Source organism: Leptolyngbya sp. CCNP1308 (genome assembly GCF_034932455.1).
In the GTDB taxonomy this organism is placed as follows: Bacteria; Cyanobacteriota; Cyanobacteriia; order Phormidesmidales; family Phormidesmidaceae; genus Nodosilinea.
On record NZ_JAYGIH010000011.1, the window covers coordinates 35,715 to 55,543 of the forward strand.

Below are 19,829 nucleotides of genomic sequence, written 5' to 3' on the forward strand. Positions count from 1 at the left end.
CCAAATAGAACCGTTGCCTGGGTTGAGTTACTGAAAAAGCACCAAGCCCGCCGAGCTGTTGATCACCTCAGCGGCCTGGGCCATGCCCTGCCGAGATTGCGCCCGGTTGAGAGCCGATAGCTCTCGGGCAGCTTCAATCTGCACCAGCGAGTCAGCCGCCAGTTGCTGCCGCATCTGGATGCTTTGACCGTACTGAGCCACGTCGATAGCCGACGATTGCGCCAGGGCCGCAATGTGGCTTTTCATAATGTCTTGCGTTACATCCAGGTCCTGAGCCTCTTCAGCTAGGACAACGATTTCCTGCAAGGTGTCGTCTGTGGCCTTGACTTCAGCCACAATTGCTTCCTGACCTTCCTCGCTGAGTAGCGAGTTGGCGAAGCCTGCGGCGGCCGCACGGGAGACTTCTTTACTCGCCGTGTCAGCCAGGGCAATCGGGTTCATGTTGAATCGGTCTACTCGCTGCGAGGCGGCACCAGGTGAGCCATTTTCAGACCCAGAGACGATCGCTTCGGTGAGCGCGAGCTGCGATGCCAGAACATCGGGAACACCTAAGCTGCCGGTGATGAATTCAGGCGGTGCTCCAAAGCCGCCTCGAATATTGTCGAGAAAGCGGCCTGCCGCCGTAGCAACGCGCGGAGAACGAGCCGCAACCCCCTGCACTAAGGTTGGAGTCCGGATATTGACATTAGCCTGATGCCCAGCGCCTGCGCCACCGCCAAAAAGACCACCGGGGCCAAGCACAGCGCCGCCGCCCCAGCCGCCACCGGCATTGAGAATGTCCCCGAGAGGGTTGTTAGACCCACCACCCCCTGTCAAGATGCCGCCCAGGCCACCGCCAGTGGGGGTGCCGCCCCAGCCGCCGTTAAGGATGCCGCCTAGGCCACCGCCGTTGAGAATTCCACCCAGACCACCGCCATTGAGGATGCTGCCCAGGTCGCCGTTGAGGATGCTACCTAGACCACCACCATTGAGGATGCCACCTAGACCACCACCGTTGAGGATGCTACCCAGGTCGCCGTTAAGAATGCTACCTAGCCCCCCACCGTTGAGGATGCTGCTCAGGTCGCCATTGAGAATGCTACCCGTACCACTCCCCCAGCCCCCATTGGCAAGCGCCCCTAAGTCAAGTCCAGGGATAGAGCCAGTGGCAGATGTCGGGGCGAATGTTGCAGTCGAGTCAGCAGGGATGGCAGTCTGATTTACGACCTGAGCTCGTACTGGCTGCCCCTGGGCCACCGCCATAGTGAATGCGCCAACCAGCGTTAATGAGCGCAATCCAGGTTTTAAGAGTTGCCGATTCATAGATCCGCCTCATAACTAATTAACTGAACTTAAGGGTCGAGAGGGACGTTCCACTGATGGGTAGACGTGGGTTACTTCGCGTTGCACCAAAGCTTTTTCTTGCTCAACGAGATCGGCTATTCCACCGCCATTACGAATGGCGTTGACGTAGCATTCAGCAAATCTGGCCATTGCCTTAAATTTGCCTTCATACCGGAGGCGACTGAGCATCAAATCTCTAAGTTCTTGTTCGTCTGGGTTATTGGCAACTGCTGCAATTTGAACGGCACCAGGGTAAAAGCGACAGTAGAGATACTGCCCGTCTATGTCGAGCAACCAATTTGAATACAGCTCCGTTCTTTTCGGGAAAAATGCTTCCGTCGCATTCCTTGAGATCACCTCCCTGGGGTAGCCCAGCAACGTCTCAAAGGAGTCCACCGCCACCGCCTGGATACGGCCAATCAGCTTGGTGCTCATGTTTTGCATGACCTTGGCCCCAGACACTGACCTCATGATGGTGTCTGGATCTTGGGCCGAGAGCATGACGCGAATACCCGCCTTGGCACCGTTCGCACATAACCGACCAATCAGTTGAGAGATCGTTTTGTATTCAAAGAGGATCGGTGACTCATCGATAAAGAAAATTGATTTTGGGCTACCCAGGGCGCGGCGAAGGGCAGCAGAATAGGCCGAGAGCGAAAGAATCGCAGCCTCGTTTTCGTTGCTCAAATTCCTCAGCGCAAAGACCAGGAGCTGGGCGTCAGTGCGGAAAGAGCTAGCCCGACCGATCGCCTTGCCGATCCGTGATTTTAGCCAGTAGTTCAGCTGAAGCTTGATGTGGCTGGCGGCATTGGCAATTTCATCACTCCCGCTTTCTTCCAGCTCTAGCTTCTCGAAGGAGCAAAATTCAATAAAGTCTTCAAGGGTGGGCATCCGTTTCCAGGCCTCACTGCCAAACCCGTCCAATTCAGCCGCCCTGTACCGACTCAATATTTCGGCATCGACAAAGAATTTACTCAAGGCTCTGCCAATCAAACTTCTGACCGTTTGCTCCAGCAGCTGCTGGTTTTCGGTGGAGGGCAACACCATCGTGACCAGGGCTGACTCCAAGAAGGAGACATAGTCCTGCATTCGTTCATCGCGATCTTCGGGGCTCAGACCGGTGAGCGTTGGCAGTTCCAGCAGGTTGTTGGACTCTCGCCCAATGTCGAAATAGGCGGCGTGGTCGCCCAGGAATTTAGCGTAGTCAGTAAAGGTGGAAGTACCGTCCGGTTTGGGATAATCCAGGCATACGATGGGGTAACCCTTCGCCAAAAACATTGACAGCATCCCTGACACACATACCGATTTACCCGACCGGGTGGTGCCAAATACAGCTATATTGCGATGCTCGCCAATGAAATCGATCTTGACCGGGCTCCCGCCCTCGTCGGCGATCAACTCAAAGCCCTGACGGCTGACCTGGCGAGTCATGGTGAACGGAATCAGGCCGGGAGCCTCACTGCTGAGGTAGGTCTGGGTCCGGTTGTACGGGGACATCAGCAGCTTCTCCCACGCCAGCGTGGGGTGACACTGGAGCCACTGCTGCCACGCCACCTCGGGTTCTCTGACCACCTTCGCGGGCAATAGGAATCCCTCGGCCATGTGGCGACAGGCTTCCGTCAGCCTAGCCCGGCTGGAGCGATGGATGACCATCACCGTTGCTAGCTTGACGGGGATCGCGCCTTCGATAATTTGTGCGGTCGCCTCCACCGACTTTTGCACCTTGAGGGCAGCCCCCACGTCTATGGAGTTAGAGCTAGCCGCCGCTGTGGCGGCATTGTTCGACTGTTTAATTAGCCGCTGCATTTGAGTTTTGACAATCGCCTGATTTGCCGGGGAAACCTGGCAAAAAATCTCGGTATCCACCACCTGATGGCGGCACAGCACATCCCAGAGATACCTTAACTGGGCACGCATGTTGGAGAACCCCGCAGGCTTGGCCACAAAGGGCATGACGGCAACATATTTGCCCCTCACCTTGACCCAGGCGCGATCCGCATCGGGGACGGTCATCTCACCGCCTTCGCCCTGAATCAACAGCGATTTTGGATCGTATTCGCTAGTGACAGCTTCCGTAATCGTCTGCCCATCGAACGTCAGGGGGTTGGGGACATCGGGGGGCTGAGTCGTATTGAAAATGTCCCAGGTCTTACCCCAAAGATCCTCCGCAGACATGGGGGTAATTTCAAGCCCCATCTTGATAGCCAGTAGAGACTCCCAACGCATATAGCCCTCTTCAAAGGCAGCGCTAAACATCTCCTCGAACCGCCTCAAGATGACGTTTTTACCCTTGCCCTTAAACCCTTCCCAAAAGGACACCAAGGAGGCCAGTGCTCTCTCAATCGGGTCAGCCTCGGCCCCAGCTCGATCATCTCCAGCAATGGTGTAGGTGCAGTAAATGGTCATGGTTTTGACCTTACGAACCCCTTGGCTGGCCAGGTCTTGGGCACGTTTCTTCTCGCTGAGAAGAATGAGCTTAATCTCAGCCGATGGGGCCGACGCAATCAGCTCATCTAGCTCAGTCTGGCGATCCCGGTCGGTAGCAAAGCTGCTGAGCTGAACCGTCATCGTGCCATTGCGAGGCAGTTCCTTAAGCCCAGACTCTAGCCGTTCAACCGTGGGAAAAATTTGCTCAGACCGCAACGTGTCGTGAAGGCCGCGACAGGTAAATCCAAACACCAGTCGATAGCTATTTTTATAGGATAAAAGAGCTGCTCCTACACTCCGGCCTTTCATCTTAAATCTGATAAAGGTTCTGAGGCTACAAAAATCTTCAAACGCCTTTAGCGTCGTCTTTGCCGATCCACCTTTTGTTGATTTAAGAGGCTTTATATTGCGTTTTCCAAGCTTTCCACTTGCCATGCGCTTGACTCTCTAATTGCCTTAAACTCATTGCTCAGAAATAATCTACTCTGGGTCGATGCTGGGAAGTTCTAGAAGTTGTGTGTGCCTTCCTTCGCTCTGCTTTTTTTAGGTTCCTTTTCGCCTTTTTAGTCTTCTTTCCCCTGCTCAGTTTCGGATTCAGGTCAGGGTACGGCGCGAGTGGCGTGAAATAAGCAAGATGGCCGTAGCACCAGCTGGGAGGTGAATGAAACTTGGAGAGAAAACGCGATGCATCAGACCCCGTCAGCACCCACCAGGTCGCGGCCCCCCAGCCGATGCACAAAATCGTCGGTATCCATCCAGCCCCAAAAATTCGATTGACAATAACGATGTTGAACAGGGCAATCACACACCAGGGAACCAGCTGGTCTGCCGGTATCGGCCCAAACCCTGGCTTCATATTGATCGCCCCGTTTACCGGGACAAAATCATCGGGGTGTCCCAACATTGGGAATTACTCTCTGAACGAAGTTGTACAGTCATTTGACCTCATATCTAAATGGCTACTGCACAACCATTTAGATATGAGGTCGCTAGAGACTAGGCTCCAACTACCAAGGTTGCCAGCACATCCCCAATAACCACAGCCATGACGATAATCATGGGAGCACGGGCCAACTGCTGCCAATCGTCGTCATTTCTGGCTGCTTGGATAACGCGCACAAGGGAAACCGCAATATAGAGCAAAAACAGCGCTCGAATTACCCCAAACACCAGGGGAACAACATCCCCTGCGTCAGGAAAAGTGGTCGTAAAGAAGTCCTCAGCCACCTGGAAGAACTGAGCAAACAGCGGATTGGTATGCCTCATCCACAGTGTTGAGCCGAAGAGAACGCCAATAACCAGCCGAACTGCACGAGGGCCTTTGATTTTGCTCAAGATGCGATTTGCAAAGTTGTCTTTCTTGGCAGCCCGACGAAGGATAAGGCTGACGGCCATAACCAAGCCAGAACCAATAGCTAGGACAGGAGATGCTGTTAATAGACGGAATCCGACCAGACCACCGACGCTAAACCAGGGCAGCAACTTGAGTACCTGTCGAAGGAATTTGTTGTCTGATAGTGAACTGAAGAGGTTTCGCTCGCTAACGGAGATAGCTTGGGCCGTACCATTGGCATTGATTTGGTCAACAATTCTTGAAGAAAAACGAGAAGCAGCTTCCCGTTCAGCAGGAGTCAATTGGAGAGGGACAGTACTTACGCTCATGACAGGAATCACAGAGAAAGGAACAAAACAAACCGGTGCCTTCTGCGGCGTTGAGTAAAACCGTATCAGCCGAATTTCTCCCCTGTATGGAAAACCTGCCCTCTTTGATTAACTTTGACTAAGAAAACTTACGCAAATACACCTGAGATAAACAAATGTTGCAGAACGCTTCAAAATACCTCTAGTTACTCGGGAATCTGAATAAAACATTAAGCCTCCGCAGATCCCCTGAGATTTACAGAAAGATTATCGAAAGTAGAAAGAATCTTGATGAAGGGGTATTGCAGTGAGAGCTCTTTTGATATGCAACCGACCCGAACGCCTTACGTCCATGATCCAGTGCTTAAGGGAAGCGGGGCATGAGGTGAAGGCATCATCCGCCGAGATGGCATTGACAGCAATAACCCAAAATCGACCTGATCTTGTATTCATTACCACATGGGATATCTCATCGCTGCCAAGTTTCTTTTTGAAATTGCAGCGGCTATACGGACTCAATCATCGGACTAGCTACTATCCAGTCATTATCGCGATCACCCATCACGAAGAGGTTGACTTAGATGGCCTCTACAATATGGGCTTTGACCTGGTCAGCGAAGTTCCCTTGCGTGAGCCGGTGCTGATGGCCCAGGTGATGGCACTAGATCGACGGCTAGGCATATCTTGTAGAACACTGGCCTCGCCCCATCTGCTAGTCGATTTGCATACTCACCACGTTTTTCTCAAGGCCAATCAGGGCACACTCCTGGCAAGTCTAAATGTAGGTCAGATTCAATTCATTTTGCTGAAGTGCTTTTTGCGATACCCGCAGAGAATCTGGACACGGCCTGAATTACTCGAACAGTTGAGTATCGAAAGTGAATCTCAGAGAATAACTGAAAGCCTTGATATCAGAGTAGTTGACGGAAATATTTATAGGCTCAGGAAAGCTATTAGGGATGCCCTAGAAGGTGTTCCTAAGGGATGGTGGATTGATAAAAGGTACAAAGAAGGATTTTTTCACACAGAGCGGTCTGGGGGCTACTTTTTCCTTGATGCGATCAAGATGGAAGGGGAAATTGACGCCAGTGAATTCCATCTCGCCCGACAAACAGCAATGACCGCATAGGTCGTTAATTAATAGGCAATGTCAAAAGAACTTTCCCTTTGATACGACCTTCAGGAATCGGCCCAAGATACCGAGAATCATAGGATTTATCTCGGTTATCCCCCATTAAAAAATAATGCCCTGGAGTAACTTTAGTTAAAGCGAAGTCCCTCTGTTGCCCGATAGCGTAGGATTCGGTAAAGATGTCCCCGTTAATGTAGAGACTTCCATTTACGATTTGCAGCTCATCGCCGGGTATACCGACAACTCGTTTTACAAAAAGAACCTGCTCTCTGTTCATAAGTCCTGCCCTAAACCCTGAGTCAAAGGCCACGATGTCACCCCGCTCGGGGTCTTTGGTGAGATACTGCATATTGTTCACCAGGACGTGGTCGCCTCCATGCAGAGTAGGCTCCATTGATTCGCTAGGAATGTGGCTAAGGGGAATGACACTCCTCAAAAGTACAAGGAGAGGGATGCCAACAGCCGCGATTGCGAATACATCGCCTAAGGACTGTTTGATGATTTGGATTTCACCGGGCCTAAGGAATTCGCGCTTCTGCATGCTTTAGTCCTGAAAGAGAGCAACAAAGTCGTCAGTCTTGGCAGACAATGAGCCTGATAGCATCTCAATGCCAGCCAAGGCCTTCATTTGGGAGACAGTCAACGGGCGACCGGAGAGCCGAGCGCAGATGTCATCCAAATCCTTGGCCACCTCAACTAGAGATTGCAGGAGGTTGAGCTGTGGCTGTGGCTGCGGCTCTGGCTGAAGATCATCATTCAGTAGTTCTTCTAGGAGAGGAGCGAATAAAGCGATCGCACTCTCGTCCCAATCCAAAGGATCACCACGGCCTGGTGGAGTGGCCGAGTGTGGTGCAGCGTCGTTAGCCATGCCTATATCTCCTGCATGTTTTGGGTCTTACACAAAAACGCTATAACGAAGGGGTAAACCTTGAGAAAAGTGGAAGGAATGAGCTATGACCCCAACTCCGCGAGTGGTGCGGTGGCTAGAGCTTGTCCTTGGTAGCTTTTTTGCAGTGATGACTGCGTTGTTCTTGTTTGGCAGCGTTTTTGACCATCAAGGACACCTAATACTGGCATTAGCCGCAGGGCTACTTACAACGGGATTCTGGGTTCCCTCTGCGCAGTGGCCCAGAGCCTGGATTCTCCCAAGGTCGCTCACAAGGGGTGGAGCGCTTGCGGTTGGGGTACTCTTCCTTTCTATTCCTTAAAAAGTAGATCCATAGAAACCTCCAGGAAACTGCGGGGATAAGAGCATAGATTTAGCAGGATTTCTTCACCATCGAAACCATGTAAAATCTTTGCACTCACACAATAAACCTGCAATATCTCCCTGGTATCGCAGTAAAGGTTTTGTTACGAAAACAAATAGATCGAAGACTATCTCAAAATTCTTATACGGTGCATCCACCTTAATCAGCTAACGTACCGCTTATGAGAAAACCTTATTCAAAATAACTTCATACTCAAACTGGGCAAAAAAATCTTTCAACGAAAGACCATTCCCTGCGGCCAATTTCTTTATTCCGGCCCACCCATCATCAGTGACCCATGCCGCATGGCGAATCAGATCATGGCTAGCAGGTGACTCAGCACGGGTTACAGGCAATGTGAGAGTGAGGTGGGCGCGACCGAGCAACTCAACCAGCTCAGAGCGACTTACTGAAAACTGCACAGCTAGGGCGTCAATCCGAGCGATCGCCTCTGAGGTTGCCAGAATGTGCCTCAACTTTTTTTTCACCCCATAGCGGGGTGGTGGAGAAGTCAAATTCAGCAGACTTCTATCGCTCATGAGCCAACCATTCGCTTCCGCCAGATCACTATACAGCACAACACCAATACCAAGGCCGAGAAAACTGATACACTCGCTATTACATTGGTATTGATTATTCTATAGCAATGTAATATATTCAGATGGCATGCCTAAGTAGGTAGCATCGCTGGATGTAAAGATCAGACGCGTCAAGCGTCGGCCAAGTACACCCAGCGGCTGGTCGGGGACATCTCGGAGTCGCCAGCAGTGATTGAGGAAGTTCTTTCGAGCTACTGGGATGGTAGGTATAGCAAGGATAACGACAAAGCGCGATCGCATTGGCACCCTGATGAAAAATCACTCCTGGCTAGAGGTGCGCTACTACTCTAAGGGCATCTACGGGGGCTGTAAATCAGCAGAGTGGGAATTCAGAAGCATCACCACTCCCTACCGAGCTAAGGCAGCAGACCGTGCCCTGGCCCATGCCGAGCAGCTTATGGCCGCACTGTACAAGGAGAATGAAGGAGTGCCGTTTTAAGTTGGCACCGCAGCCATGCGATCGCCCCGAGTCAGCAAGGGTAACGCCGCCGATTAAAAAACCGGATTTTTAGATGTATTCTTGCACTACGTTGAGGTCTTGAGCATGACACAAGTACGATTAGCTATCATGTCCTGCGCCGGAGGGACAGGTAAATCGACAGTGGCCACTAACCTGGCGTATTCGCTTGCCTGCCTGGGACAAAGCGTCTGCCTCATTGACTGCGACAGCAACGGCACAGCCGCCCTTTTTACGGGCCTGGAAAACCCCAGTAGTATTGGGGAAACTCTAGTTGCAGCACTTAAGCCAGGATTTAAGGGGCCATGGCCCCTTAAACCTGTATGGCGGGATTACGGAATTGAAAAAGTTGATGCTGTCCTAGGTGGCCACTTTCTCAACGAGGGTTCCAGGCAGATCCAAAAAGAGCCCCGCGCAGCATACCTCTTGGCCGACGCGATCGAAGACGCACCTCTCCCCCATGACGTGGTTATTTTTGATTGCCCAGGAACCATAGAGCAGTTTCACCAAATGGTTCTCCCAGCCTGCAACCAAATCCTGATCGTACTCAAACCAGACACAAAGGACATAAACGCTGGATTTGGCTTGATCCAATGGATTGCGGAATTTAGCCGGGATTTGCGCCTAAAGCCTAAGCCCAAGATACTGGGAGTCCAACCAAACGCTTTTGATAAAGATGCAGCTATGCACCGAGAATGCCTGGCCGATGGGCCAGGCATTGAGGATTCCCTGCCAGTGGTGCTGCGATCGCTGCCAGAGCCCATCCATGTCTTCCCGGCAATCCAACAAACTCGGTACTTAACCAACGCTGGAGCGGTAGGGTTGCCCCTGCGCCTGTATCGCAGTGATCGCACCACTTGGAAGATCGCGGGGCTGTTTGAGGCTTTGGCTAAAGCTGTATTGGAGGCTGATCATGGCTAAGGGTGTAAAGCGCTCCTTCACGAATTTGGCTCAAGGGGCTAACACAGCCCAGGCTGTATCGCTTTTAGGGGAGAAGGATGAGGAAATTGAAGCTCTCAAGGAAAGGATTAAGCAGCTTGAGGCAGGGGTTGCTGGAGGGACAACAGATTGGGTTTGGATTGATGTCAACCTAATTGAGCCGATGGCGATTTCGATCACTGACGGTTCAGGCAAAGTGGTCGAAGTTTTCGGGCAGCCTAGAAAATTTTTCGACCTAGAGGGCATGGCCCAAAGCCTCAGAATAGAGGGGCAGCAAGACCCTGTAGTCCTACGTACAGTGGGAGAAGGCCGCTACCAGCTGCTAGATGGCGAGACGCGGTGGAGATCCATTAAGGATGTGCTGGGCCAGGCGAAGATCAAGGCCAGGTTCCATGAGTGCACCGACGAGGAAGCCCTAGCGTACACGCTGGTGGGTGATGCCCTAAAGAATCGTTTCAATGCCCTAGAGCAAGGGGAATCGATCGTCAATTTGCTCAGGTCAAAACTGAAGAAAACTGAGCAGGAAGTTGTATCGCTCCTTTACAGGATTCAGAATCAACTGGTTTCAAAGGGAAATGAAAAAGAAGCGATCGAATGGATCTATGAAAATGTAGATGGTTCTGAAATCGTTCTGCGATTACTATCCTCATTAAATATCACGATAGCGACGATGGTAAATGCTAGATTGCCCTTGATGTCGCTTCCAGACAAACTCAAAGAATCAATCAATAATCGAACGCTAACGCCAAGCAACGCGCTGATACTTAGAAATGCCCCCGAAGCGATCTGGGCTAAAGCGATCGAGGGCCAAAACGGCACCATGCCAAAGCGCAAGATGAAAATGCTCATCAACAAACTAGCGCTAGAGATGGCCGATTCATCGCCAACATTGGCGGCGAATGACGGCACAACAATTGACGCTGACAATGCTGAAGTCGAACCAAGTTCAGGCTCTGGAGATATTGCAAGTGAAGCGAACTTGCAAAGATCAGTCACGCTAGCTGGTGCTGAATCACTTGAAAAAAATACAAATGCAACGACTGTTCTGAAAGAGCTTTTGAAACAGCTAAGAACTCTTCGTATTGACGAGACTATTGAAAATGACGACAAAGGGTTGGAACTCTTGGAAAGAGTTACAGCTTCGATTCAGGCGCTTTCAGAATACTACCAAGACAAGGGAAAAGAAGGAAAGAATAAGCGAAAAAAACAATAAAAAAGTAGCGCTAAAACGAAGCCAAAAGACTGGGGCCGGTCGTTTCTGTGGGCGATGGCGACACGATGAGAATTAACCATTATGGCGAGACCGTAACCGTGCGCCTGGCTTATATTGATGCCCCTGAGACAGCTCAAACGCCTTGGGGGCCAATGCCACCGATCGCCTGCGCCAGCTCACCCCCCAAAACTCAACCATTCAGTTCAGAGAGGCCGATACCGATCGCTACGGGCGCACTGTGGCCGAGGTCTACGCCAATGGCCAGAACGTTAATCTTCAGATGGTGCAGGAGGGCCATGCCGTGGTCCATACCCAGTTCCTTAACAGCTGCCCTGAGACAGGTAGCGCCCTCCAAGCTGCCGAGGCCGAGGCCCAGCAGCAGGAGTTGAACTTTTGGGATCAGCCAAATCCTTTGATGCCCTGGGACTATCGGCGGAGTAATTGACTTGGCTGAGGCTTGGGTGATGCGATCGCAATCCCGCCCCATAACCGGGCAACCTGAATCCAGGTAGATACATCCTGATAGAGCCCCCCGAGCCTGGTAGCCACGGTGGGGCTTCTTTATGGGACATAAACAGCGAACCGTTAACGCATAAGCAAAATCAAGGCAAGGCTTTGTTGCAGAATTGTTACATTACTGTTACATTTGTTTACATAAAGAAACATTCAACCAAAAAGAGAGCCTTGAAATGTTCACCACCATCCAACGCGACAACGGCATCCTCAACAACTACGCTGTAGAGCCTGATATGTATTTCGCTTCCTACCCCGCGCCTGAGCAGCAGAAGCGCTACGCTTTGCAGGCCGCATTCGCCTCATTACTCGTAGCTGGCTTGCTGCTGGTGTCTTTGGCTGTCAGCTAGGTTTCATCGCTTAAATCTTCTAATTTGCTTGAAATTGTTAATCCCTGGCCACGGCTAGGGGTTTTTTATTGTCTGCGATTAAATAACGGCTGATGAGCCGGACACCATACCTCAACCCTGACTGAGATGGCAGTTCCCTCAATTTAGGAAAGCCAGAGCTTAGGACAGCTAGAGCCCCAGCCTGCTCATGGGGCGGCATAGAGTGAAATTCTACTTGGGTATGACTATCGCCTGCCCGAGCCATTACAACAGCAAAACAGCCATCAATTGGCCAAGAGCCCGCTATCACTAAAAGGTTTTAAATTTTGTAAGTGACGGCCATCACAATCAACCCCAAGCTTGATAGGCCCCACGATTAGGCCAGTTTTCAATGAATGTGCTGAGGAACTAAAGCCAACACAGCTGGTCTACGGCATTGTAAGGGTGGCAATAGCCGCTCCTTCAAGCACACTTCCTTATAACGAACTCTATATAACGAAACCGCCCCCGGTGCCCTGCGCATCGGGGGTTATTCAATTGGGTGGGGGCATCCTAGTAGCTCCCCAGCATTGGCTTATCGGTGCCGATACATTGGATTGGGCTGGGGAGAAAGGTGATTCTAGCAAGACAGTCCGCTACTTCCCTTTGCCTCTGTACTGAAGACTGGCTTGGTTCGCGTCCACGCAAGCTTGGGGATCAGTCAGGAACTGGTGGCCTAGGGCGATCGCTTCCTGCAACTGCCTTTCTGTCATGTGCTTATAAGCTGGTTTCTGAATGTACTGATACCATTCCCCCCCGCAGAGGGTATCTAAAACAATTCTGGCAAAACAGTGGTTGAACCGTACCGGATAACGACTGTCGTGCTTAGCCGCCTCGGGTAGTTGGCGGTTCACAAGGTCAAGATATTGATCCACTAGCGCCATACCTGAGGGGCTATCTCACGCAGATATAGTTTCAACCTAATCAAGAAGGCACCTCCCCAACCAGGGAAGGTGCCACAGATGTATTGTCTTCTCAATTCATCTACAGGTCAGCGAACGGTCTAGCGAACGACCGCACCACGATACTTCAGACCTTCGATATGAGATTCAGGATGCTCATCGATGCAGACATGACGAACATTCGCAGCGCCCCGATAGCGCCCGATCGATTCCTCAAAAATATGAGATTGAGGAGCAGCAGCTTCGTAAGAAATTCCACGGTATTGCAGAGTCATAATGTCGCCTCGTTAGTAACTGAAGGGGTAAACGGAGGCGCGTTCCTTCGGGGGGTTTCCCTTACTTCCGTCTCTTTGTAGAGAGATGAACGTTTTTCGTATCTGTATTCAATGTTACCGTTTTATTCTGCCCCGTCAATAGGCTATGTCATGGGTTCATGAGGTAGCTAACTTCCTTTAGGTTCTCCCTGTTCACGGCTTAGTTATCGAAAGGCAGTCTGGGGTGATCGCACCCCTGGGCATTCTGGAAGACATTCTCCGGCTTCGATCTAGCTGAGGCTTAGGTGGTGGTGCGATCGCAATCCTATCCAATTAACCGGGTAACTTAAACGCAGGCATAGATACACCCTGAATAGGTAGCCTCCCACCGAGCTTGAGTAGCCACGGTGTTTTTTTTGCGGCAATAAAAAGCCCGCCAGGGAACCAGCGGGGGTGTGGTGTGTAGTTTGCTTAGAGCAAAGACTTGGGCTGACCGGCAGGGCGATTGCAAGTGAATAACGAACTACAAATCAAGGCACTCACCATCCAAGCGAGGGCCTTGAGATGCCGCATATCTCGGTACTGGCTGTACTGACGCAGAAAGTCCAGCAGTTGACTATAGAGCTGGGTGGAGTTTGACATGCGCTTGAAGCGGTTGTGTGGTAACTCTAGCCTTGCATATCGCTCTGCCCTCTTTCGAGGGCATTGATACTACTGACTTTTACCCACTTCTGTCAGGCAGCCAGCGCCACGAGTTCTACATTTACAACTTAACGACTGTTGGTGACACTTAATTGGCTCAGGATGTAATCGCATAATAACCTTTGCATGAAGCAATGAAAGTATTCATGAAATTGAAGACGACAAGGTTGAAACTCTCGATTTCTGGTAAATAACTTATCAATATCGGATAGAAGGAACAGTTGCAAAAAATCGTAAAACAGTAGGATATTAGAGTCGCAGCTTCGCTACCTTTGAGCCTTCCAAGGTCAGAATTTTGTGATCCTAGATCAAGTAATGAGAACTGAAAGATGAGGACGAACTCAAACTTTATGATAGCAATCACAAATTATCTTTCAAACTGCTGTAAAGCTTTATCTAATCCGTAGGCTCCAAATTGAGCCATACGATCAACAACATCAAGACAGCGTGACTGCAGGGCTTGCTCCTTACTTTGGCTGTATACACGAATCAACAACTCACTGATAATATCTGCATCAGCAGCACTGCCAGTATGAGTATCAGAATCAAAGGAATCAACAAACTTTTCACAGACTAAGCAGGTGACATCTGGAAGTTTAGCTGTTGTCTTCTCAAGTGCATAAATCAAATCATGGCAGTTAGCTTTAAATGCTGAGCTATCGACAAAAGCCTGAACCAGATCGGTATAGTTACCCAGCTCGTCTCCCTCAAATTTGAAAAAGCATTTGGCTGCCTCTTCACGAACTTTCTCGTTCGAGTCGGCGAAGAGCTGAATTATTCTTTTCTCGCAGAACTCACGAGATTGATTTGAACGGAGATTGGCAACAAAAATTTCTGCTGCTGCTAGTCGATGTGTCTCTGAACTACTAAGACACCGTTCGAAAAGTGATGTTGCTTCTTTATGATTGATAGACGAAAGGCAAGCCTGCCGAGCACCAGCCCTTATTACCCTCGCCAAATTGGAGTTTAGCATTTGCTCAAGAATTGGCGTTAGCTCGTGCAAATGTGTTGGCAAGGCATAATACAGGAAGTCTTCAATAGGTTGGGTTCCCAGCAAAGCATCTTTAGCCTCACACAACTTTATAAAAAGGTTGACAGCCAAGTCTCTGTCATAGTTCAACACAGCCACTAGTGCCTCAGCTACACATGACTTTACAGCAATAGAAGGCTCTCTGACTGCCTGTTGTAAAGCAGGTAAAAAGTAAGCTGTACGATCTTTGTCTGCAAAAATCAGGCTGGCCATAGCAATCATAGCACTGCCCCTTACAGAGTTAATGCCAGCAGTGTAGAGTCTATCAGTATAATCAGAACCCCCTGGTGTAATAAAAATGAGACGTGGCTCATCCTCTGGATCAGGGTCATTTAAGGCATAGCAAATTACAATATCCAAAGCAGATAAACTCCAAGACTTATTTGCCAGCTTCTGGAATAGCCAACTAATTGAATCACCGCAAGGACGTGATGGCAACTGGTGACAACGCTGCAAGGCCTTTAATACAACTCTCAAATCTACAGCTACTTCTGACTTAGAAACACCTCTTAGAACTGCATCATAGTAGTGAGAGTTTGTGTTCTCCGGAAACTTCAGCAATAATTTAACAAAACGCTCAGGCTGTTTACTAGCCTGTTCTTCTAAAAATTCTAGAATTGCTCCAGAACTCACTAATGACCTATCCTCAGCGTAATGTTGTTGAGATAAACAGTATTTAGAAATGGCTTTTAGCCATTGTCCATCTGTCATTTTTTCTGTGGCGCTCTTAGGTATAGCTGGTGGTACGAGATTAGCTGGAGTCATGCCCCTAAAGCGAGGCTCTGGTTGCCGATTAAATTTTCTGTATAATTCGGCTAATCGTCGAGAAATCGATTCAGATCTACGAGAAGCTACTATTCCATCCAACAAAATAAACTGTGCATGCCCATGATAGCCATACTGTATTCCTGCTCCCCTTTCCCAACCGGAATAATAGTCTAGAAGCATTGCTTCTAATTGCTCCAGCTTTTCATAAGAACAGTGTGGAGTAATAGCCTCAAGCAAGTTACGGGCAGCCCAATACTGCTGATAGGAATAGCTTGCCTTAAGTCTTGATGGCTGTTCACATAAATAATCTATGGTTTCATCCGAAAATCGCTCTCGCCCTGCAGTATAAGTACGGATTAAAAGATATTGAGAAAGCTCAAATTTTGAGTTTCTCAACTGTTTAATGGCTTCCGGAAGAATGCCTGAGTTTAGTTCGACAAGTTTCGCCAAAGCGTTTTCTAAGGCTATAATAAGTTGATATTCTATATGATTAGGATTGCTGCTAATACCTCCAATCAGGCTTGTCCAAATTGAATCTTTCCAAGGTAATTCCTCATCCTGCTCCTTGTTTAGGTTGAGGATCTCTAGCATAAGTGGCAGTATTCTTAGGACAAATGATTCTGGATCAGAATTCGCGCTTTCAGTTATCGTTGAATAACTATCACCATTATTATTAGAGCCGCCCTTCTTTAATTTGAAAGGATTGCTCACACCTTGAGAAATACTCAATTCTAAAAGTCGTTTGAGATAACTTTCTATGATCTCACAACTCCAGTCGGAACGAGTTTTGGGTAAGGAGTAAATAATACTCCAGATGCCATCGCTGATAAAAATGAATTCTTCTTCTTCTCTGTCGAAAGTGCCTGAATTAAAAAGTTGTAGAAGCAAATCAAAAATTGGACGTGCTGTTCCCAAGCTTACTCGCTGAATTAGATAGATCAAGCGATTATTCCAAACTTCCGAGATGCCAATGTAAGGCTTTACTAATGTAGCTACCCGGTCTGGTATCGTTCCTTGCATCATTGATAGAAGATTTATAGTTCTATTGATAACCTCATCATTCTCGCCACCTAGCCATTCCTCAACAATTCCTAGACCATCAATAAAATTAAACCAGGCTAAAGAACTATTTAGCAGCCGCCAAGCTTCTCTAGCCAAAGGCATCAATGGATTAGATAAAATGGCAAAAAGAACCTCCCATTCCTCCTCTGTGGGATTATCGATTAATACAAGTGCAGCGCACACCGTCTGTTTCAAGTGAAATCGAATAGCTGGGTTACTGAGAAGTTCTTTCAAGTTATCAAGATACCGATCGAAATCAGCGTCTCTTTCATGGAGAATAATCTGTCGAACTTGAGCACGTCGAAATAGGTGTTGCTCGCTACTTTGCAGAAAAGACAATAAGTTCTGAGCACGAGCAGCAAAGCGACGAGCAAAAGCATAGTCAAAAAATCCCTCATGAAAGAATGAAATACGGTTATCTTGCCAATTCAAAACATGCTCAGATGCCATTGCTTCAGCATCTTTGGCGTAATCATCAATCACCTCTTGAGGAGCCGACAAACTTTGCTTTTGTTGACTACTCATGTAGATGCAAAGTACATCAATCACTTTTGTCCACTGAACAGGACGAGCAAGGCGCTGTTCAAGCACCCGTTGCTTATATCTCCAAAAATGGTCATACAGATCTTTAGCTGTCCTAAAATCAAGTACATCAATACTTTCATCCTCTGCCACTTCTGCCAGTAAACTGAGATGCAGAGGAATTGACAGAAGGTTTAACTGCTTCTGATTCAAGCGAGTCGTATCTAAACCCAACTTTTGACAAACTTTTCTGACAGTTTCATGTGACAAACAATTAACTGTTACCGTTTCGAAAACACTATCTTGCCCTGTTAGTCGTCTTAGCCGGGAGTCATTCTCCAGATCAAATTTTCGGCAAGCTAAAAGCAAGTGAATATTCGGATTCACCTGAGCTTGCTTAATAATTTTATCGACACATTCAAAAAACCACGGGTTACGTCCAGAAGCTTCACTAACTGCATCAAGTTGGTCAATGATCAGGACACATTCACGCCTCTGAGAGATTGCTGCTAAAACATCGGCAGGCGATCCAGGTAGTCCTTCTAATTGCATCCCAAGGGCCTTCGGTGATTGTGTCGGCTCTAAGCGATCGACACGGAAAGCAATTAATGGAATCCATCTTGCACGGAGTGTAGTGACAACTTGACCAATTACACCACTTTTACCAACCCCCGCTTCACCAGTCAGCAATACACCACGTTTACTGCTAAATGATAGTAGCTTATCAATAACAACACTTACTTCATCTCTGAAGATGATCTCCCCAGCTACCTTTTCATTCTCAAACCGAGAGAAGTAGAGATGATTAACTTTATCCACCGCGGCCCAGACATGAGTATCTTTATTCCACTGACGACGACGAAATCCTCGATTCTCCAGATGCTGCCAAATATCATGCGTTTTTAGCTCACGATGAATTTCATCTAAAGCATATTGGGCTAGTGTATCAATGGCTGCTGCTGTCTCACCTTCTACTAACGGCGCTATATAGCTTTCGACTGTTGTTCGTAGGGTTTGTTCACTAATTGTTTCAACATGAGTTCTCTTAAGAGCTTCGTAAGCTTCTTCTTCAGAAGATCCGCTCCAAGCTGTGCACAAATCTTGAAAGTTCTTAAATTGGGCACTATCTTTTGATATTCCTGCCCTTAAAAATTCTTCATGAAACTCTTGCCAGGATGCAGATCTTCTTGCTCTGTCAGCCAATTCATCTAACTGGAATGCTGCATGTCCAGAGACAAAAACACAGGCTTTTGTAGGGTTTTTTAGCTTCTCCCAGAAGTTGGACAATATTTTCTTATTCTCTAAGTCGGCTAGAGTCCAACGTCCGCTAGCGCTCTGCTGCCTTTTTACCTGATGGTATTCGCGCTCGCCTGCCCTGCTGAGCCAAAACTCGACTCCCTCCCCTTCTGTTCCGGGCGGTTCTAAGCGAATAGAGTCAGCTTTCTCGTCTATGACCCTTATCATGCAAGCAACTGTCCATAATCCTTCATATCGATTGCCGAATTTATCAGTTGCACCACCGGGTAAGGGCATATCACTTTAATTCCTTTAACTGAATTTAAAGAGGATGGAAGTAGTTTCTGTACTTTGCCGTCTAGAACACGAGCACTTATACTGCACACAAAAGTATGAGATCGATTTCAAGATGAGTTTGTGAGCCAATAAACTATGATGAACGTTAGGGATATAGAAGTGCTTTTTACCTCTTCAAAGATAGCCTTTCAGATACCACTTTTCGGTCTCCAAACTCAACAAATTCAGCTCTAAACTTGAAATTTTGAACTATGAAGTCATAATCTCAACCTTTTGCTTAGAAGATAAGGCTCAGAACCTGAAAAGTCGAGCTTTCTACTCTATCCGTTAAGTTCTGAGCCTCAATCATGAACTTAGAAGGTCAAATTTTAGGCTTTGAGCTAAACTGCTGCTCCTCACTATTGACGGCTGCCTCCTAATTCTTAACCTTCCGAGGTTTCCGAGCAAACCACTGCCCAATCTAACTCACCACCGCATCCAACCTCGCTACGTTTCCACTCGCCTTGCGTAGCTATATACCTGCAACGCCACTGTATACGCCACGCTCTCTCCTGCCAAACACGTATCATCCAGCATTTCCTGCAACCGCATCGCCATCCAAAAACAGCGGATACAGCACTTCACATAGGCTCCAAAGTAGTAAAGCTGCATTTTCGGGCTGTGACTTTGTAGATATTGTGTCTGAGGAGTAAGGTATATCTTGTCCAAAGCAATCGCCAAAACTAATTAAACCTCGTAGACGTAGAAGCTAGCGATCGCTAGCTTTTCAGCATATTTTGTCCAATAGTACGGCCCTGCTGCCGCTGAAACGTCGAGGCTACGTTCTTAGATACCGCGAAACCAGTCCTGTAGAGCATAAGATGTCCATTTTGACAAAATATGGCGGAAATCACACGTTTCACACCTTAGGTCGGTCGGACTAGTTGCGAGGAATGCAACTTTTTGAAGCCAAAATTAGCATCAGCGATTTTAATGAGAAATTCACCTAGAGTGACTATCCTGCAGGGCATACAGCCTTAGGGTAACTTCCTGTACGATTACTCACTCAACCCCAACAACGATTAACGCCCAAGCAAAGTGAGAATTTGTCTTCATGGAAGCTCCTAGTGGTGTTCGCGATATGGTTAGCGCCATGTCATCAGCGAAAAGGGAGCATGCCTATACACGCGATCGCCACCAATCCCCCCAAGATTC

At 48.5% G+C, this 19,829-nt stretch carries 14 protein-coding genes and 1 riboswitch; of the genes, 6 read left to right on the forward strand and 8 right to left on the reverse strand.

Annotated elements, in window-relative coordinates; translation table 11 throughout:
• Positions 1-27: 27 nt before the first annotated feature.
• From VB780_RS06830 to VB780_RS06840, 3 genes are all read right to left on the reverse strand, one after another.
• On the reverse strand, positions 28-1,302 hold the full coding sequence (locus VB780_RS06830) for a hypothetical protein (protein WP_323350390.1): 1,275 nt from the start codon (positions 1,300-1,302) through the stop codon (positions 28-30).
• Positions 1,303-1,317: 15 nt separating this feature from the next.
• Positions 1,318-4,002, reverse strand: a complete 2,685-nt coding sequence (locus tag VB780_RS06835; RefSeq protein WP_323350391.1) for a hypothetical protein — start codon at positions 4,000-4,002, stop codon at positions 1,318-1,320.
• Between the two features lie 744 nt (positions 4,003-4,746).
• Positions 4,747-5,412 (reverse strand): hypothetical protein, encoded by a 666-nt coding sequence (locus VB780_RS06840; RefSeq protein ID WP_228038459.1) that lies wholly within the window; start codon positions 5,410-5,412, stop codon positions 4,747-4,749.
• A 331-nt stretch (positions 5,413-5,743) separates the two neighbouring features.
• On the opposite strand from VB780_RS06840, the gene VB780_RS06845 reads away from it, so the two are divergent.
• Positions 5,744-6,520: a response regulator transcription factor gene (locus tag VB780_RS06845; RefSeq protein ID WP_323350392.1), complete on the forward strand. Its 777-nt coding sequence runs from the start codon at positions 5,744-5,746 to the stop codon at positions 6,518-6,520.
• A 4-nt stretch (positions 6,521-6,524) separates the two neighbouring features.
• Here the strand turns inward: VB780_RS06845 and lepB are convergent, their stop codons facing one another.
• From lepB to VB780_RS06860, 3 genes are all read right to left on the reverse strand, one after another.
• A complete protein-coding gene (gene lepB / locus VB780_RS06850; RefSeq protein WP_323350393.1) occupies positions 6,525-7,064 on the reverse strand; it encodes a signal peptidase I in 540 nt (179 codons plus the stop codon).
• Positions 7,065-7,067: 3 nt separating this feature from the next.
• Positions 7,068-7,391 carry a hypothetical protein gene (locus tag VB780_RS06855; protein WP_323350394.1) on the reverse strand — a complete coding sequence of 108 codons (324 nt, stop codon included), beginning with the start codon at positions 7,389-7,391 and terminating at the stop codon, positions 7,068-7,070.
• A 561-nt stretch (positions 7,392-7,952) separates the two neighbouring features.
• Entirely contained in the window at positions 7,953-8,351 is a 399-nt protein-coding gene (locus tag VB780_RS06860) for a hypothetical protein (protein WP_139297116.1), read from the reverse strand.
• Positions 8,352-8,571: 220 nt separating this feature from the next.
• Here VB780_RS06860 and VB780_RS06865 point away from each other — a divergent pair, with 220 nt between their 5' ends.
• From VB780_RS06865 to psb34, 5 genes are all read left to right on the forward strand, one after another.
• On the forward strand, positions 8,572-8,811 hold the full coding sequence (locus VB780_RS06865; RefSeq protein ID WP_323350395.1) for a hypothetical protein: 240 nt from the start codon (positions 8,572-8,574) through the stop codon (positions 8,809-8,811).
• 105 nt (positions 8,812-8,916) lie between these two features.
• Positions 8,917-9,750 (forward strand): ParA family protein, encoded by an 834-nt coding sequence (locus tag VB780_RS06870; RefSeq protein ID WP_194025280.1) that lies wholly within the window; start codon positions 8,917-8,919, stop codon positions 9,748-9,750.
• The gene (locus tag VB780_RS06875) at positions 9,743-10,981 is read left to right on the forward strand and encodes a ParB/RepB/Spo0J family partition protein (protein WP_323350396.1); all 1,239 of its coding nucleotides are present in this window, start codon (positions 9,743-9,745) and stop codon (positions 10,979-10,981) included. The genes VB780_RS06870 and VB780_RS06875 overlap by 8 nt, the downstream gene beginning before the upstream one ends.
• 142 nt (positions 10,982-11,123) lie before the next feature.
• The gene (locus VB780_RS06880) at positions 11,124-11,426 is read left to right on the forward strand and encodes a thermonuclease family protein (RefSeq protein WP_323350397.1); all 303 of its coding nucleotides are present in this window, start codon (positions 11,124-11,126) and stop codon (positions 11,424-11,426) included.
• Between the two features lie 244 nt (positions 11,427-11,670).
• Positions 11,671-11,844, forward strand: coding sequence for a photosystem II assembly protein Psb34 (gene psb34 / locus VB780_RS06885; protein WP_194058682.1), 174 nt, complete (start codon positions 11,671-11,673; stop codon positions 11,842-11,844).
• A gap of 1,021 nt (positions 11,845-12,865) precedes the next feature.
• Here the strand turns inward: psb34 and VB780_RS06890 are convergent.
• Together VB780_RS06890 and VB780_RS06895 are read right to left on the reverse strand one after the other, a co-directional pair.
• Positions 12,866-13,039 carry a DUF4278 domain-containing protein gene (locus VB780_RS06890; protein WP_194058684.1) on the reverse strand — a complete coding sequence of 58 codons (174 nt, stop codon included), beginning with the start codon at positions 13,037-13,039 and terminating at the stop codon, positions 12,866-12,868.
• A 36-nt stretch (positions 13,040-13,075) separates the two neighbouring features.
• Positions 13,076-13,133, reverse strand: a riboswitch (Glutamine riboswitch).
• Positions 13,134-14,087: 954 nt separating this feature from the next.
• Positions 14,088-18,635 (reverse strand): hypothetical protein, encoded by a 4,548-nt coding sequence (locus tag VB780_RS06895; protein ID WP_323350398.1) that lies wholly within the window; start codon positions 18,633-18,635, stop codon positions 14,088-14,090.
• Positions 18,636-19,829 lie beyond the last annotated feature (1,194 nt).

Excerpts from the sequence above, each read along its gene's own strand:
- VB780_RS06830 (WP_323350390.1), bottom strand. The coding sequence starts at position 1,302 with ATGAATCGGCAACTCTTAAAACCTGGATTGCGCTCATTAACGCTGGTT.
- VB780_RS06840 (WP_228038459.1), bottom strand. The coding sequence starts at position 5,412 with ATGAGCGTAAGTACTGTCCCTCTCCAATTGACTCCTGCTGAACGGGAA.
- VB780_RS06845 (WP_323350392.1), top strand. The coding sequence starts at position 5,744 with ATGATCCAGTGCTTAAGGGAAGCGGGGCATGAGGTGAAGGCATCATCC.
- lepB (WP_323350393.1), bottom strand. The coding sequence starts at position 7,064 with ATGCAGAAGCGCGAATTCCTTAGGCCCGGTGAAATCCAAATCATCAAA.
- VB780_RS06855 (WP_323350394.1), bottom strand. The coding sequence starts at position 7,391 with ATGGCTAACGACGCTGCACCACACTCGGCCACTCCACCAGGCCGTGGT.
- VB780_RS06865 (WP_323350395.1), top strand. The coding sequence starts at position 8,572 with ATGGTAGGTATAGCAAGGATAACGACAAAGCGCGATCGCATTGGCACC.
- VB780_RS06870 (WP_194025280.1), top strand. The coding sequence starts at position 8,917 with ATGACACAAGTACGATTAGCTATCATGTCCTGCGCCGGAGGGACAGGT.
- VB780_RS06875 (WP_323350396.1), top strand. The coding sequence starts at position 9,743 with ATGGCTAAGGGTGTAAAGCGCTCCTTCACGAATTTGGCTCAAGGGGCT.
- psb34 (WP_194058682.1), top strand. The coding sequence starts at position 11,671 with ATGTTCACCACCATCCAACGCGACAACGGCATCCTCAACAACTACGCT.
- VB780_RS06890 (WP_194058684.1), bottom strand. The coding sequence starts at position 13,039 with ATGACTCTGCAATACCGTGGAATTTCTTACGAAGCTGCTGCTCCTCAA.
- VB780_RS06895 (WP_323350398.1), bottom strand. The coding sequence starts at position 18,635 with ATGCCCTTACCCGGTGGTGCAACTGATAAATTCGGCAATCGATATGAA.